The sequence below is a fragment of the Halomonas stenophila genome, from assembly GCF_014192275.1.
Lineage (GTDB): Bacteria > Pseudomonadota > Gammaproteobacteria > Pseudomonadales > Halomonadaceae > Halomonas > Halomonas stenophila.
In genome coordinates this window covers 690,214-704,271 of sequence record NZ_JACHXR010000001.1, presented here as the reverse complement: position 1 = coordinate 704,271, position 14,058 = coordinate 690,214, and the positions used below count along the sequence as shown (strand labels likewise).

General features: G+C 66.2%; 13 protein-coding genes and 4 tRNA genes. 6 read left to right on the top strand and 11 right to left on the bottom strand.

What is annotated here, in order from left to right:
- Positions 1-65 precede the first annotated feature (65 nt).
- From clpP to FHR97_RS03120, 6 genes are all read right to left on the bottom strand, one after another.
- On the bottom strand, positions 66-686 hold the full coding sequence (gene clpP / locus FHR97_RS03145) for an ATP-dependent Clp endopeptidase proteolytic subunit ClpP (RefSeq protein ID WP_183382279.1): 621 nt from the start codon (positions 684-686) through the stop codon (positions 66-68).
- Between the two features lie 90 nt (positions 687-776).
- Positions 777-2,135, bottom strand: coding sequence for a trigger factor (tig, locus tag FHR97_RS03140; RefSeq protein WP_183382278.1), 1,359 nt, complete (start codon positions 2,133-2,135; stop codon positions 777-779).
- 262 nt (positions 2,136-2,397) lie between these two features.
- Positions 2,398-2,472, bottom strand: a tRNA-His gene (locus tag FHR97_RS03135).
- Positions 2,473-2,496: 24 nt separating this feature from the next.
- Positions 2,497-2,571 (bottom strand) — tRNA-His (locus FHR97_RS03130).
- 54 nt (positions 2,572-2,625) lie between these two features.
- Positions 2,626-2,702 (bottom strand) — tRNA-Arg (locus FHR97_RS03125).
- Positions 2,703-2,770: 68 nt separating this feature from the next.
- A tRNA-Pro gene (locus FHR97_RS03120) sits at positions 2,771-2,847 on the bottom strand.
- Between the two features lie 197 nt (positions 2,848-3,044).
- Here FHR97_RS03120 and folD point away from each other — a divergent pair.
- The 3 genes from folD to mtnN all read left to right on the top strand — a co-directional run bounded on the left by folD (position 3,045) and on the right by mtnN (position 5,288).
- Positions 3,045-3,926 carry a bifunctional methylenetetrahydrofolate dehydrogenase/methenyltetrahydrofolate cyclohydrolase FolD gene (folD, locus tag FHR97_RS03115; RefSeq protein ID WP_183382277.1) on the top strand — a complete coding sequence of 294 codons (882 nt, stop codon included), beginning with the start codon at positions 3,045-3,047 and terminating at the stop codon, positions 3,924-3,926.
- 63 nt (positions 3,927-3,989) lie between these two features.
- The gene (locus FHR97_RS03110) at positions 3,990-4,463 is read left to right on the top strand and encodes an S-ribosylhomocysteine lyase (RefSeq protein WP_183382276.1); all 474 of its coding nucleotides are present in this window, start codon (positions 3,990-3,992) and stop codon (positions 4,461-4,463) included.
- Between the two features lie 90 nt (positions 4,464-4,553).
- The gene (gene mtnN / locus FHR97_RS03105) at positions 4,554-5,288 is read left to right on the top strand and encodes a 5'-methylthioadenosine/S-adenosylhomocysteine nucleosidase (RefSeq protein WP_183382275.1); all 735 of its coding nucleotides are present in this window, start codon (positions 4,554-4,556) and stop codon (positions 5,286-5,288) included.
- Between the two features lie 200 nt (positions 5,289-5,488).
- Here mtnN and pyrC read toward each other — a convergent pair whose 3' ends face one another.
- A complete protein-coding gene (gene pyrC, locus FHR97_RS03100) occupies positions 5,489-6,526 on the bottom strand; it encodes a dihydroorotase (protein WP_183382274.1) in 1,038 nt (345 codons plus the stop codon).
- Between the two features lie 270 nt (positions 6,527-6,796).
- Here pyrC and FHR97_RS03095 point away from each other — a divergent pair, with 270 nt between their 5' ends.
- Positions 6,797-7,252 carry a hypothetical protein gene (locus FHR97_RS03095; RefSeq protein ID WP_183382273.1) on the top strand — a complete coding sequence of 152 codons (456 nt, stop codon included), beginning with the start codon at positions 6,797-6,799 and terminating at the stop codon, positions 7,250-7,252.
- A gap of 30 nt (positions 7,253-7,282) precedes the next feature.
- On the opposite strand, the gene FHR97_RS03090 is transcribed toward FHR97_RS03095, so the two are convergent.
- Positions 7,283-8,524, bottom strand: a complete 1,242-nt coding sequence (locus FHR97_RS03090; protein WP_183382272.1) for an NAD(P)/FAD-dependent oxidoreductase — start codon at positions 8,522-8,524, stop codon at positions 7,283-7,285.
- A 102-nt stretch (positions 8,525-8,626) separates the two neighbouring features.
- Positions 8,627-9,085, bottom strand: a complete 459-nt coding sequence (locus FHR97_RS03085) for a tellurite resistance TerB family protein (protein ID WP_183382271.1) — start codon at positions 9,083-9,085, stop codon at positions 8,627-8,629.
- Between the two features lie 14 nt (positions 9,086-9,099).
- Between FHR97_RS03085 and FHR97_RS03080 the strand changes: the two genes are divergently transcribed.
- On the top strand, positions 9,100-9,447 hold the full coding sequence (locus FHR97_RS03080; protein ID WP_183382270.1) for a DUF3592 domain-containing protein: 348 nt from the start codon (positions 9,100-9,102) through the stop codon (positions 9,445-9,447).
- 16 nt (positions 9,448-9,463) lie between these two features.
- On the opposite strand, the gene FHR97_RS03075 is transcribed toward FHR97_RS03080, so the two are convergent.
- On the bottom strand, positions 9,464-10,393 hold the full coding sequence (locus FHR97_RS03075) for a hypothetical protein (RefSeq protein ID WP_183382269.1): 930 nt from the start codon (positions 10,391-10,393) through the stop codon (positions 9,464-9,466).
- Positions 10,394-10,486: 93 nt separating this feature from the next.
- Positions 10,487-12,478: a polysaccharide biosynthesis protein gene (locus tag FHR97_RS03070; RefSeq protein WP_246403694.1), complete on the bottom strand. Its 1,992-nt coding sequence runs from the start codon at positions 12,476-12,478 to the stop codon at positions 10,487-10,489.
- 511 nt (positions 12,479-12,989) lie between these two features.
- On the opposite strand from FHR97_RS03070, the gene FHR97_RS03065 reads away from it, so the two are divergent.
- On the top strand, positions 12,990-14,057 hold the full coding sequence (locus FHR97_RS03065; RefSeq protein ID WP_183382268.1) for a glycosyltransferase: 1,068 nt from the start codon (positions 12,990-12,992) through the stop codon (positions 14,055-14,057).
- Position 14,058 lies beyond the last annotated feature (1 nt).

Genomic DNA, 14,058 nt, shown 5'->3' with positions numbered 1-14,058 from the left:
TTTCGCAGCGGCGGCGCAGGGGCCGCCGGGAATCACGTAATCAGAGCGTGGATGATTTCACGCTATCAGGATGTCGGCCGCTTATCCAGCACGGCATCGATCAGGCCATACTCCGCGGCCTGCGCACCGTCCATGAAGTTGTCGCGGTCGGTATCCCGGGCGATGGTCTCGAAGTCCTGGCCGGTGTGGTGCGCCAGGATCTGGTTGAGACGATCGCGGATGCCGAGGATCTCGCGGGTATGGATCTCGATGTCCGAGGCCTGACCCTGGTAGCCGCCGAGCGGCTGGTGGATCATCATCCGCGAGTGGGGCAGGCAGTAGCGCTTGCCCGCCGCGCCCCCGGCCAGCAGCAGCGCGCCCATGCTCGCCGCCTGGCCGATGCACACGGTGGAGACGTCGGGCTTGATGAACTGCATGGTGTCATAGACCGACATCCCCGCGGTGACCGAGCCGCCCGGGGAGTTGATGTAGAGGTGCACGTCCTTGTCCGGGTTCTCGGACTCGAGGAACAGCAGCTGGGCCACCAGCAGGTTGGCCATGTAGTCTTCCACCGGCCCCACCAGGAAGATCACGCGCTCCTTGAGCAGGCGGGAATAGATGTCGTAGGCCCGCTCGCCGCGTGCGCTCTGTTCGACCACCATCGGGACCAGGCCGCCGGCGGATTGGATATCGAACTCGTTGCTCATCTGGGTGATGTCCTTGCATCCGGTGTATGGAAGCGACGCCTGACACCCCGTCCGGCCGCGGGCGACCGAACGGGAGGGCCGGGACGGGGATCAGGCCTGACTGGCTTCACCCTCGGCCTCGTCGGCCTCTTCGGCGTCGCCGCCCTGTTGCTGGGCCGCGGCGAGTGCCTCCTGATAGCCCATCTCGACGTCCTTGACGGTGGCCTGCTCGAGCAGGGCATCGACCGCCTTCTCCTCAAGAATGGCGGACTTGACCTGACTTTTCATCTGGTCGTTGCCCATGTAGTAGTCGACCACCTGCTGCGGGTCCTGATACTGCTGGGCCAGTTCCTCGACCTTGGCCTTGATCTCGTCGTCGGAGGCGTCGAGCTCGCCGGACTTGATCACCTCGGCCAGCAGCAGGCCGATCTGCACCCGGCTCTTGGCCTGCTCGGCGAACAGCTCGTCGGGCAGCTGGCTGACGTCGAAGTCCTCGCCGAGGCCGAATTGCTGGGCCGCCTGGCGCTTGAGGCCGTCGGTCTCCTGCTGGATCAGGGCCTGCGGGACCGGGATGTCGTTGGCCTGCTTCAGCGCCTCGAGGACCTGCTGCTTGACGCGGTTGTCCACCGCCTGCTCGGCCTCGCGCTGCATGTTCCTGGTGATCTCGTCACGGAACTTGTCCAGGTCGCCGTCCTCGACGCCGAACTGCTTGGCGAACTCCGCGTCCACCTCGGGCAGGGCCTGGGCCTTGATCGCATGGACCTTGACCTGGAAGGTCGCCTCCTGACCGGCCAGGTGCTCGGCCTGGTAGTCGTCGGGGAAGGTGACCTTGAGCTCCTTCTCCTCGCCGGCCTTGGCACCGATGAGCTGCTCCTCGAAGCCGGGGATGAAGCTGTCGGAACCGATCACCAGGTCGTGGCCCTCGGCGCTGCCGCCCTCGAACGGCTCGTCGCCCAGGTAGCCCTGGAAGTCGATGGTCAGCTGGTCGCCGTCCTCGGCGGCCCGCTCGACCTCTTCCCAGCCGGCGTTCTGCTTGCGCAGGGTCTCGATCATCTCGTCGACGTCGGCGTCGGTCACCTCGACCACGGGGCGCTCGACCTCGGCGCCCTCGATGGAGGCCAGCTCGACCTCGGGGTACACCTCGAGGGTCGCGGTGAACTCGAGATCCTTGCCGGTCTCGTTGACCTCGGCCTCGATCTGCGGATAACCGGCCGGGTTGAGGTTCTCGTCGGTGATGGCGCGCACGTAGCGCTCGCGCATCACTTCGCCGACCACCTCGTTGCGGACCTCGCTGCCGTAACGCTGACGGATCACCGACATCGGCACCCTGCCCTTGCGGAAACCATCCATGCGCACGTTCTTGGCGGCGTCCTTGAGACGGGCGGCAACGGCCTCATCGATCTCGGCGGCCGGCACCTGCACCTTGATGCGGCGTTCAATCTGGGAGGTCGTATCGACGGAAACTTGCATGAATTGTCCTCTACCGACTGGGGCGTTCTGTGGAATGCGTGAAACGTTCAAAGGAGGGAATTCTATGAATCCCATCGGGCAGTGGCAAGCGCCATGGCTGAACAGATGGGGGCATGCCACCTTATAGACAAGGGGGAGGCGCAGATTCTCCCGCCACCGGCCCGGCGCGGCTCTGCCAACGCGAAAAGCGCCACGCACGAGGGTGCGCCGCGATACGGGTCAACGAGTCACTGCATGGGGAAATAATAGAAGAGGGAGGCAATGGGGTGGATGATGGGGATCGAACCCACGACCACCGGAGCCACAATCCGGGGCTCTACCACTGAGCTACATCCACCACTGCCTGGAGATCGTGTCGAGATGGGGTGGATGATGGGGATCGAACCCACGACCACCGGAGCCACAATCCGGGGCTCTACCACTGAGCTACATCCACCATTTCGACACTGCCCGACCGAACGATCCGAGCGCCGGAAGCCACCACCTGGCGTGGCGCGCCCAGCAGGACTCGAACCTGCAACCTACGGCTTAGAAGGCCGTTGCTCTATCCGGTTGAGCTATGGGCGCATTCTACGTTCCCGAGCGCCTGACCGCAAGCCAATGATGAAATTTATTTCAATTCAATCAATAGCTTGTGGTCGGGGTGGAGGGATTCGAACCCCCGACATCCTGCTCCCAAAGCAGGCGCGCTACCAGACTGCGCTACACCCCGCCGGCTCTTGCACGGCCCTGACGCCGCCGCAGGGGCCTCGTCAAGCGCTGCGTATTCTACGGGACTCTCCGCCCGCGTCAAGCCACAATGCCCACTCATCAGGCGCTTAGCCCGCCGCTTTGCCTGGACGCCCGGTCATGCGAAAATCGCCTTCCTCTTTCATCACCTTCATCACCCGACCACCAGAGGGAAGTTCGATGACCGCCCAACTGATCGATGGCAAGTCCATTGCCGCCCGAGTCCGCCAGCAGGTCGCACGCCAGGTGCAGGCACGCCGCGAGGCCGGCGCGCGCTCCCCGGGACTCGCCGTCGTGCTGGTGGGCGAGGACCCGGCCTCCGCGGTCTACGTGCGCAACAAGCAGCGCGCCTGCGAGGAGGCCGGCATCCACTCGATCAAGCACCAGCTGCCCGCCGAGACCTCCCAGGCCGACCTGGAGCAGCTGGTCGACGAGCTCAATGCCGACCCGAGCGTGGACGGCATCCTGGTCCAGCTGCCGCTTCCCGAGCACCTCGATCCGCGGCCGATCCTCGAACGCATCCTGCCGCACAAGGACGTCGATGGCTTCCACCCCTACAACCTGGGGCGCCTGGCCCAGCGCCTGCCGCTGCTGCGCCCCTGCACGCCCAAGGGGGTGATCACCCTGCTGCAGGAGACCGGGCTCAAGGTGCGCGGCCTGGACGCCACCGTGGTCGGCGCCTCCAACATCGTCGGCCGCCCCATGGCGCTGGAGCTGATGCTGGCCGGTTGCACCACCACCGTGTGCCACCGCTTCACCCGCAACCTCGAGGAGCACGTGCGCCGGGCCGAGCTGCTGGTGGTCGCGGTCGGCCAGCCCGGGCTGGTCAAGGGCGAGTGGGTGCGCGACGACGCCATCGTCATCGACGTGGGCATCAACCGCCAGGAGGACGGCCGCCTGATCGGCGATGTCGATTTCGAGCCCGCCGCCGCCCGCGCCAGCTACATCACCCCGGTCCCCGGCGGCGTCGGCCCCATGACCGTCGCCTCGCTGCTCGAGAACACCCTGCTCGCCGCCGAGATGCACGACGCCATGGCGCTGGGGGTGAAGAGTGAGGGGTGAGGAATAAGTCACACTCCGGTAGAATATCCCGCTTACTTTTCCACCGACTCGCGAGGTCCGTCGATGAGCGACAAGATGAACGTCGAAAGCTTCAACCTGGACCACACCAAGGTGAAGGCGCCCTATGTCCGCCTGGCCGACATCAAGACCGGCGAGCTCGGCGACCGCATCCACAAGTACGACATGCGCATCTGCCAGCCCAACCAGGACCATATGGAGATGCCGGCGCTGCACTCCCTGGAGCACCTGATGGCCGAGCTGTCGCGCAACCATTCCGACAAGGTCGTCGACATCAGCCCCATGGGCTGCCAGACCGGCTTCTATGTCGCCATGATCAACCATGACGACTACGACGGCGTACTCGACCTGCTCGAGGGCACCCTGAAGGACGTGCTGGCGGCGGACGCGGTGCCGGCCTGCAACGAGATGCAGTGCGGCTGGGCGGCCAGCCACAGCCTGGAAGGCGCCAAGGACATCGCCCGCGGCTTCCTGGCCAAGCGCGACGAGTGGACCCAGGTCTTCGCCGAAGAAGGCTGATAGGCAGCCGAACCGGGCTGCCTGGCCACGCCTGACCCCGTACGCCTTACCCTTCACTCCTCACGCCTTACTTCGCGGAGACCCCGGAAGATGAAACGCATCGGTATCATTGGCGCCATGTCCCAGGAAGTCGCCCAGCTGGCGGCCATGCTGGAGGATCGCGAGACCCGCCGCCACGTCGGCTCCACCTTCCATCGCGGCACGCTGCATGGGGTCGAGGTGGTGATCCTGCAGTCCGGCATCGGCAAGGTGAACGCCGCCATCGGCACCACCCTGCTGCTGGACATGTACCAGCCCGAGGCGATCATCAACACCGGCTCCGCCGGCGGCTTCGGCGAGGGGCTCGAGATCGGCGACGTGGTGGTCTCGAGCGAGGTGCGCCACCACGACGTGGACGCCGTGGTGTTCGGCTACGAGCACGGCCAGGTGCCCGACATGCCCGCCGCCTACCGGCCCGACGAGCGCCTGGTGCGAGTGGCCCGGGAGAGCATCGAGTCGATGAACGAGGTGCGCGTGGTCGAGGGGCTGATCGCCACCGGCGACGTCTTCATGGCCTGCCCCGAGCTGGTCGCCCAGACGCGCTCGCGCTTCCCCACCATGCTCGCCGCCGAGATGGAGGCCGCGGCCATCGCCCAGACCTGCCATCTCTACGGCTGCCCCTTCGTGGTGATCCGCGCGCTGTCCGACATCGCCGGCGGCGGCGACAACCACCTGTCGTTCGAGGCATTCCTCGCCAAGGCGGCCGACCACTCGACCCGCATGGTCACCGCCATGGTCGCCAGGCTCGCCGAACCCGCGACCGCCGACGCCGCCGTCGAGGGCTGAGCCGCGCGGCCAGCGGCGTAGGGTGGATAAGCGCCAGCGCATCCACCATGATGCCGGCACCAACCTGGCCTTCCGCTCGATAGCAAGAAACCCCACCAGGGTAGCCCGGTGGGGTTTCGCGTTTCTGCCTCGCTACCTGCCGCCCGTCACCGGGCAGCTTCCCTCTTCACTCTTCGCTCTTACTTCTTCCCTCTTCTGCCTTACGCCTGCAGCTTCCAGTCCAGCGTCTCGCCCGCCTGCAGCGGCACGATGGCCTGGCCGGCCGCGTAGGGCAGCGTCTCCGGCAGCGTCCAGGGCTCGCGCACCAGGGTGACGGTCCCGGTATTGCGCGGCAGGCCGTAGAAGGCCGGGCCATGATGGCTGGCGAAGCCCTCCAGCTGCTCCAGGGCCCCGGCCTGCTCGAAGGCGGTGGCATAGAGTTCGAGGGCCGCGGGCGCGGTATAGGCCCCGGCGCAGCCGCAGGCGCTCTCCTTGTCGCCCTGGGCATGGGGGGCGCTGTCGGTCCCCAGGAAGAACTTGCCGTTGCCGGAGGCGGCGGCCTCGACCAGCGCCTGGCGATGACGCTCGCGCTTGAGGATCGGCAGGCAGTAGTAGTGCGGGCGGATCCCGCCCACCAGCATGCGGTTGCGATTGAACAGCAGGTGATGGGCGGTGATGGTGGCCGCCACGTTGGCCGGCGACGCGGTCACGAACGCGGCCGCCTCGGCCGTGGTGATATGCTCGAACACCACCTTCAGGGACGGGTGGCGGTCCAGCAGCGGCTTCATCACCCGCTCGATGAATACCGCCTCGCGGTCGAAGATGTCGATCTCGGCGTCGGTCACCTCGCCATGCACCAGCAGCGGCATGCCCAGCCGCGCCATGGCGGCGATGGCCGCATCACAGTTGGCCAGGTCGGTGACGCCGGAATCGGAATTGGTGGTCGCGCCCGCCGGGTAGAGCTTGACGGCCTGCACCAGGCCGGAGGCATGGGCCCGCTCGACCTCCTCGGCGCTGGTGCGATCGGTGAGATACAGGGTCATCAGCGGCTCGAAGTCATGCCCCGCCGGGACGGCGGCGAGGATGCGCTCCCGATAGGCCAGGGCCTGCTCGGTGGTGGTCACCGGCGGCTTGAGGTTGGGCATGATGATGGCGCGGCCCATCTGGCGGGCACTGGCGGGCACCACGGCGGGCAACACCTCGCCGTCACGCAGATGGAGGTGCCAGTCGTCCGGTCGGGTCAGGGTAATCGAGTTCACGGCGTGTCCTGTCTCGGCGATTCAGGGAGAGGGTCAGGGACCCGGCGATGGCGCCAGTATACCGGAACCGGCCCCGGCGGCGGGACGCGATTTTTTTGTCTGCCAAGATGGGCCGCCGTTTCAATCGCTGGTACCGGGTACGCAAATTCTTGACATCCTCTCCTCCCTCAACGTCTCAGGACGTTGCCGCCTACGGCGGACATGCCGCGCAAATTCGTCAGCCGGCGTTGATCTGCGTATCATGCGCGCTGATCCACGCGAGGAGACATCATGCCGAAGGTACGCTACTACGCCGATCTCGTCGCCATCCTGGCCGGGCTGATGTGGCTGCTGGTCTACTGGTCGGTGAGCTATTCGGTGCACATCGACAACATCGAGCCGACCCTGGCGGCGCTGTTGATCGCGGGCAGCCTGATCATGATCAGCTTCGTGCACCGCCCCATCCGGGTGCTGCTCAGCCGCTACCACGTGCGCAAGCGCCGCACCGAGATGTGGATGCACATCCTCGCCCTGCCCCTCTCCCTGGCCTTCCTGCTGGCGATCGTGATCGATCACCTGATCACGCCGCTGAACGGCGAGCAGAAGATGCTGCTGTTCAACGTGCTGGCCACCGCCGGCTGGCTGGTGTTCATCGTCACCCTGGCGGTCAAGCTGCTGTACCACCTGATGAGGGAGAAGCGCCGCATCCGCGAGCGGGCTCGCCGGGGCCCCACCAACAGCGCCTGAGGCCGGGCGTCGGCCCGGGCTCTAGATGGCCTAGAAGCGATCCACGCGAAATGGCCACATGGCGATCTCCGGCGTCTCGCCGTCCATCATCTGCGCCAGCAGCCGGCCGGTGGCCGGCCCCAGCGTGAAGCCCTGGTGGCCGTGACCGAAGGCGCACCATAGCCCCGCCTGCCCCTCCACGGGGCCGATGATCGGCTTCATGTCCGGCGTGCAGGGCCTGGCCCCCTTCCAGGGTTCCGGATCGAGGCGCTCCCCCAGGGGATAGAGCTGCCGCGCCTTCTCCTCGGCCGCGGCCAGCTGGCGCAGGTGGGGCGGCGCCTCGAGGCGCTCCAGCTCGGCCCCCGTGGTCAGGCGGATCCCGGCCCGCATCGGCGCCAGCAGGTAGCCCACCTCGGCATCCATGACCCAGTGATTGAGGCGCGCCTTGCCGACGCTGCCGTAGTGCATGTGGTAGCCCCGCTTGACGAACAGCGGCACCAGCAGCCCCAGCCGGGCCAGCCATGCCCGGGACCAGGGCCCCATGGCCATCACCACGTCGCTGGCCAGCAGGCATTCCTCGCCGGCGCTCACCCGCCAGCCGTCGGCGTCGCGGGCCACCTCGCCGACCTCGGCCTCGAGCAGGCGCCCGCCCTCGGCCTCGAAGGCCCGGGCATAGGCCTGGACCAGGCCGCCCGGATCGGCGACGGTCCAGGGGTCCAGCCAGTGGACGGCCCCGGCCAGGCCCTCCACCAGGCTCGGCTCCATGTCGGCGAGGTCCTTGCTGTCCAGGGCACGATAGCGAACGCCGAACCGGGCCTGGTTGTCGTGAGCCTCCTCCAGGCGCGCCTCGAGGGCCTCCCGGGTCCGGAAGACCTCCAGCCAGCCCTCCCGGCGCACCAGCGAGTCGGCACCCGCGGCCTCGATCATGGGGGCATGGGCGTCCAGCGAGAGGGCGATCAAGGAAGCGTACTCGGGGACGATATCCCGGTAACGACGCGGGGAGGAATTCCGCCAGTACTGCAGCAGGGGGACGGCGGCGCTCAGCATGCCACCGGGCCGGTAGCGAATATCGACCTGCCGGTTGGGCAGCACCCGCAGCAGGGTGGCGAGATCCCGGGGGAAGGGATAGGGGCGAACCGCCTCGCGCTGGATGATGCCGGCATTGCCGAAGGAGGTCTCGGAGCCCGGGGGACGGCGATCCACCAGGGTCACCCTGTGCCCCCGCCGGGCCAGGTGCCAGGCCACCGACACCCCCACCATGCCGGCTCCCAGAACGATGATCTCGCGCGCCATCCTGCACCTCCCCTGCCGTGAACGATGAGCGGACCCAACGTGGCGTATCCGCCCTCGATCATACCAGTCGGCGCCCCGCATGGCGCGAGACACCCCTTGAGGTCAGCGGCGAGCGTCCTCCTCCTCGGCGAGCCTGGCGCGCACGAAGTCACCGTGACGGACATGCAGCAGCTCGGCGAGACGGCGGATGCGGTGCTCCTCGAGCGGGTCCTTGTGGCCATCCACCAGGGCCAGGGACCACATCAGGCGGACCAGCTCATAGCGCTCGGCGTAGTCGCAGTGGTCCCGCACGCGGCGCACGAAGCGATGGTGGTCCACCGCCGTATCGACCTCCTCCCGGGCCTGGGCGAGCAGGGCGTCCAGGGCCGATGCATCGAGGGCGAAGCGCTGGTCGAGGACCTCCCTCAGGCGAGCCAGCTCGGCATCATCCAGGTGATAGTCGGCTCGCGCCACCTCGCAGAGCAGCACCGCGGTGGCCAGTGCCAGGGTGGGCTCGCCCTGTTCAGGCGCCTCGCCAGCCGCCATCATGTCCTGGAAGAGCCGTTGCAGGGATTCGATCATCGTGAGCTCCGAGCATGCCTGATATCGCGCCATTCATCGCCCTCGCCGCGGGCCTGGGCGCCGTGGTCGCCGGCCACGGCGCGTGGCGGCGGCGCGACGTCAACCGCTGGCCCAGCGCCAAGGGGCTCACCTATCGATCGGACAATGGCCGCTTCGACGGCGTTCCCTCCTTCACCAGCCGGCAAGCCGCCATCGCCCACGCCGACCGCACGCCACCCGGCACGCTCCTGACGATCCGCCATGACCCGGACAATCCCGAGATCACCCAGTCGGGCGAGTCACGCCTGCCCATCGGCCGGCTCGGCCTGGCAGCCTTCCTGGCGGCCATGAGCGCGCTGGCACTGTGGCTTGCCCTGCCATGATCCCGGGTTGACACATCTAGCCGCCTCGAGCCCCATTGCCCCGCCGCCTCCCCAGCCCGAGAAATCGGGCCAGGCGCGCGACCGCCCGTCGCACGACCATGGCGCCTGCCAGCACGAGATCGATACACCGCCCCAGCCACAGATACCAGCTCCTGCCCTCCTCCAGCGCCGCCATCATGGCCAGGTCGTTGCGATCCTGCAGGTTACGTCTATGGCGCTTCAGCTGCCGAAGCTGCCCGAAGGCCATGATCTTGAAACCATCGACCTCGAAGTGGTAGCGAGCATCGGTGATCATCTCGACCTTGTCGATGCCACACCTTGCCACTTCCGCCTCCTGGGCGATGAAGGGCGACACCGCCTGGGAGACGGTGTCCAGCGCCAGGTAGCCAATCACCCTGCCACGACGGATTCCGTAGAGCTCCAGCACCAGGCAGCCAGCGAATACCACCCGCGATGCCTCGAGCTCCTGACGGGAGAGAAACGCCTGACACTGAGTGATCCTGCCAGGCCATAAGTGCCGATAGCGACGATGCCGGGCATTGACCAGGAAATGTACCCCATGGGGATTGAACAACAAGGCAGACATCGCCTTGACGTCCGGCCAATGCGTCAGCAACAACCAGCCGTCATCGCCGAAGCGCGGCGGCAAGGGCATCCCCGCAGCCAGCACGAGCCGCTTGACGTTGAGGGTGCAGCCCTCTTGCGCCTCGAGTGGCCAGGTGGACGGTATCGGTGCCAGCCTCAAGACCAGGTATCGCCAGGCTCTCGGTGGCAGATGAATCTCTTGCGACTGCAGGACGACACCCGGCGGGGGGAGCGTTTCCCCCCACTCCATGAGCACCGGTTGCAGTGCCAGGATCGTGCTGCCCTCGAGCTGCCCAACGCCCGACTCGTCGGCCTCCTGATCCCCCCCGTCCCCCAGGTTCATCATCGAGACCTCGAGCATTCACCGTTCATCGACCACCTGGCATCAGCCTCGCATCCCCATGGGCCAAGCCAGTCATCACTACGCTGAACGCCCATGGCCACCCCCACGTCTTCATGTCGAGCCTGAAGATCTGAAACGCTCCTGCACAAGCGGCACAACGGCTGATGTCGAAGCCGCCTGCATCACGGGTTCGAGAGGCGACGAAGCATGCTGCGCCTCCCATACCAGATCCACCATCTCGCCTTCGGGCGAATAGCCAAGAGGCGCCTTCACCAGCAGCGCCTGGATTCTGCCATGCCGCGAGGCACTCATGGCCTCATGCAGCTCGACGAGATAGGCCTCCAGTTCGGACCAGGCCCAGGAAAATTCCCGGGATGTCATGATCCTGGGATGGCGCGTCGCCTGAACCTCGCCCCCGATCAGCAGTTCCTCATAGAGTTTTTCTCCCGGTCTCAACCCCGTGAAGAGGATCTCGATGTCCCCGTCCGGATGGTCGTCGTCCTTCACTTCGAACCCGGAGAGTCGCACCATGCTGGCGGCCAGGTCGGCGATGCGGACCGGCTCTCCCATGTCCAGGACGAACACCTGCCCGTCGCTGCCCATGGCCCCCGCCTGGATGACCAGCTGGGCCGCTTCGGGAATGGTCATGAAGTATCGGGTAATCTCCGGGTGGGTCACCTCGAGAGGCCCTCCCCGCTCGATCTGGGTACGAAACAAGGGGACGACCGACCCGCTGGAGCCGAGCACATTGCCGAAGCGCACCATGCAGAAACGGGTCTTGCCATGCCCGAGATCACGACCGGCGAAGGCCTGACAGATCAGCTCCGTCAGGCGCTTCGTGGCGCCCATCACATTGGTGGGTCGAACGGCCTTGTCGGTGGATACCATGACGAAGGTTTCCACCCTCGACTCCACCGCCGCCGTCGCCAGGGCGAGGGTGCCGAACACATTGTTGCGCAAGCCCTCCACCAGGTTGCACTCGACGAGAGGCACATGCTTGTAGGCCGCGGCGTGGTAGAGGGTCTGGACCCCAAAGCTCGACAGGATCTCCCGCATCCGCTCGCCCTGCTGGATCGAAGCCAGGAGTCCGCGCAGGCAGATGCGTTTATCAGACCTTCGTAACCACAGCTGCAACTCCTGCTCGATGGCATAGAGGGCATGTTCCGCATTATCCACCAGGACCAGCACACGCGGTTCCTGCGCCAGGATCTGACGACACAGCTCGGCACCGATCGAGCCCCCCGCCCCGGTGACCATGACCACCTTGTCGCGAATATTGGCGTCCATCAGCTCGGGAAAGGGAGGCACGGGATCGCGTCCCAGCAGATCCTCGACCTGCACATCACAGGTATCCGCGATGCGGGATCGTCCCGATACCAGGTCCTCCAAGCCCGGAATCGTCTGCACCGGGATCGAGAGCCCCTCCAGCCGCTCGAGGATCTGACGCCGACGACAACGCGGCGCGCTGGGAATCGCCAGCAGCACCAGTTCGATGCCCAGGCGCTCGATCCTGTTCTCGAGTTGCGCGGGGCAGTATACCGGCAACCCCTCCACCAAAGAGCCCTGCAGCCCTCGCCAGTCATCGACGAAGGCACGGGGCCGATACTGGCCACCGTGATACAGGGAACGCGCCAGTTCCCCACCCGCGACACCGGCGCCATAGATAATGACCGGCTTGCCTGGATGGTGACGACTCAAGAGATAAAGCTCGAGAAGCAGCAACCTGAGGCCGGAGACCGTGATGATGGCCAGCATGGCGAACACGGGAATGGCCTCCCAGAGCACTGGCCACCCCACCAGCATGTCCATGACGAGGAGACCGATGGACACCAGGCCCACACCCGACACCAGCGAGGCCATGAATCTCAGATGCATGAAGCGCAGGACAACGCGATACACCCCCAGAACCTGGAAGATCAGGGGTGAAGAGGCAACCGCCACGCCGAGCAGCCACCAGCCTCCCTCATCGACCTGGGAGAAATCACGGCCCACCAGCAGCGACGCCACCAGCAGGGAGGAGGCAATCAACAGCGCATCCATCACTCGCAACAATGCGCGCTTCCAGCGGCGAGGCATCCTGATCAACGTCTCGAGTCCCATCATTCCTGTGTCCCCTGCATCAGCCAGCGTCGTGCTTCGAACCTCAAGATGCGCAACCATGTTCAACGCGTCTCTGATCTGGTGCTTGGCTTGCGACGCTGCCGCCCCGGGACCTTCTTCCTTCAGGTAGCTCCTTGCCGCACCGCCGGGTGGTACCACCCCGCACGCCCTGTAGCATGTAGGCACCTTCTGTCACAGAGCGTCACGGGGTGGTTAACTTCAGCTTACGAAGTTACAGAGCGTTCACAGACGGATTCTTCTCCGTCGAGATGGATGGGATATCACCCTCGACCAGGGTGCCAAGATGGACTGAGATAACAGGGGAAAAACAGGAGGCAAGTACCAAAACGAAATGAAAGGATACTCATCCTGAAGGCCCGGCGAGGACGGCTTGGGCGGGGACGGCCGAGTCATCGCATCCGACCATCAACCGTCGCTGCCGGCCGTGCTAGAATACCGGCCTTTCGCGCCGTGGGGACACACGGCGAACACGGATCCCCAGCAGGACGACAGCATGGCCCACAAACGCTTCGCCTTCGTCATCGAGGACCTCTACGGCGGCGGCGCCCAGAAATCGCTGCTCTACACCGCCGACCAGCTGCGCCAGCGTGGCCATGCGGTGAGGGTCTTCACACTGCGCGAGCGGATCGAGCATCGCCTGCCCGAGGGCCTGGACATCGAGGATCTCGCCGTCGTGACCCGCTTCACCAAGGCGACCAGCACGGTGCTGACCGAGAAGTGGCAGGCCTCGCGGATCGCCAAGGCGCTCGAAGCCTGGCAGCCGGACGTGGCGATCTCCTGCTCCTGCGACAAGATCACCCGCCACCTGAAGCATTCGAACCTCTACTTCTGGGTGAAGTCGGACGTCTCGGCCAAGTTCAGCGAGGCGAAGCAGCGCGAGCGAGCCTTCGACAAGGTCCGGCGCTTCTACCGAGGGCGCCAGGTCATCGCCGTCTCCCAGGGCGTGAAAGGCAACCTGGAAAACGTCGTCGGCCTCCAGGCCGAGCGCATCGTGCCCATCTACAACCCCTACGAGCGTGAGCCCTTCGTGGCCATGGCCGACGAGCCGGCGCCGCTACCCGATGGCGAGTACTTCCTGTGCGTGGCGGCCATCGAACCCCGCAAGCGTCACGACCGGCTGCTGCGCGCCTACGCCGAGAGCGGCGTCACCACGCCGCTGGCCATCATGGGCAAGGGCAAGCCCGAACACGAGGCCGAGGTCCGCCAGTTGATCACGACCCTGGGACTCGAGGACCGCGTGCTGTGGCTGGGCTATCACCACAACCCCTACCCCTTCATCCGCCATGCCAAGGCCATGCTGCTGACCTCCGACGCCGAAGGCCTGCCGCGGGTGCTGATCGAGGCCCTGCTGCTGCACACCCCGGTGATCAGCGTGGACTGTCCCAGCGGGCCGAAGGAGATCCTGACCCAGGAGCTAGTGGACTTCCTGGTGGCCCCGGAGAACGAAAAGGGCCTGGCCGATGCGATCGCGCGCATGGACCAGGCCCCGGTGGCCATCGAGCCGCGCCACTACCGGCAGTTCCTCAAGGATACCGTGCTACCGCAGTTCGAGGCGCTCTAGG

What these genes read in the sequence shown, in the direction of transcription:
- clpP (WP_183382279.1), bottom strand. Translation starts at nt 686, where the DNA reads ATGAGCAACGAGTTCGATATCCAATCCGCCGGCGGCCTGGTCCCGATG.
- tig (WP_183382278.1), bottom strand. Translation starts at nt 2,135, where the DNA reads ATGCAAGTTTCCGTCGATACGACCTCCCAGATTGAACGCCGCATCAAG.
- folD (WP_183382277.1), top strand. Translation starts at nt 3,045, where the DNA reads ATGACCGCCCAACTGATCGATGGCAAGTCCATTGCCGCCCGAGTCCGC.
- FHR97_RS03110 (WP_183382276.1), top strand. Translation starts at nt 3,990, where the DNA reads ATGAGCGACAAGATGAACGTCGAAAGCTTCAACCTGGACCACACCAAG.
- mtnN (WP_183382275.1), top strand. Translation starts at nt 4,554, where the DNA reads ATGAAACGCATCGGTATCATTGGCGCCATGTCCCAGGAAGTCGCCCAG.
- FHR97_RS03095 (WP_183382273.1), top strand. Translation starts at nt 6,797, where the DNA reads ATGCCGAAGGTACGCTACTACGCCGATCTCGTCGCCATCCTGGCCGGG.
- FHR97_RS03090 (WP_183382272.1), bottom strand. Translation starts at nt 8,524, where the DNA reads ATGGCGCGCGAGATCATCGTTCTGGGAGCCGGCATGGTGGGGGTGTCG.
- FHR97_RS03085 (WP_183382271.1), bottom strand. Translation starts at nt 9,085, where the DNA reads ATGATCGAATCCCTGCAACGGCTCTTCCAGGACATGATGGCGGCTGGC.
- FHR97_RS03080 (WP_183382270.1), top strand. Translation starts at nt 9,100, where the DNA reads ATGCCTGATATCGCGCCATTCATCGCCCTCGCCGCGGGCCTGGGCGCC.
- FHR97_RS03075 (WP_183382269.1), bottom strand. Translation starts at nt 10,393, where the DNA reads ATGCTCGAGGTCTCGATGATGAACCTGGGGGACGGGGGGGATCAGGAG.
- FHR97_RS03070 (WP_246403694.1), bottom strand. Translation starts at nt 12,478, where the DNA reads ATGATGGGACTCGAGACGTTGATCAGGATGCCTCGCCGCTGGAAGCGC.
- FHR97_RS03065 (WP_183382268.1), top strand. Translation starts at nt 12,990, where the DNA reads ATGGCCCACAAACGCTTCGCCTTCGTCATCGAGGACCTCTACGGCGGC.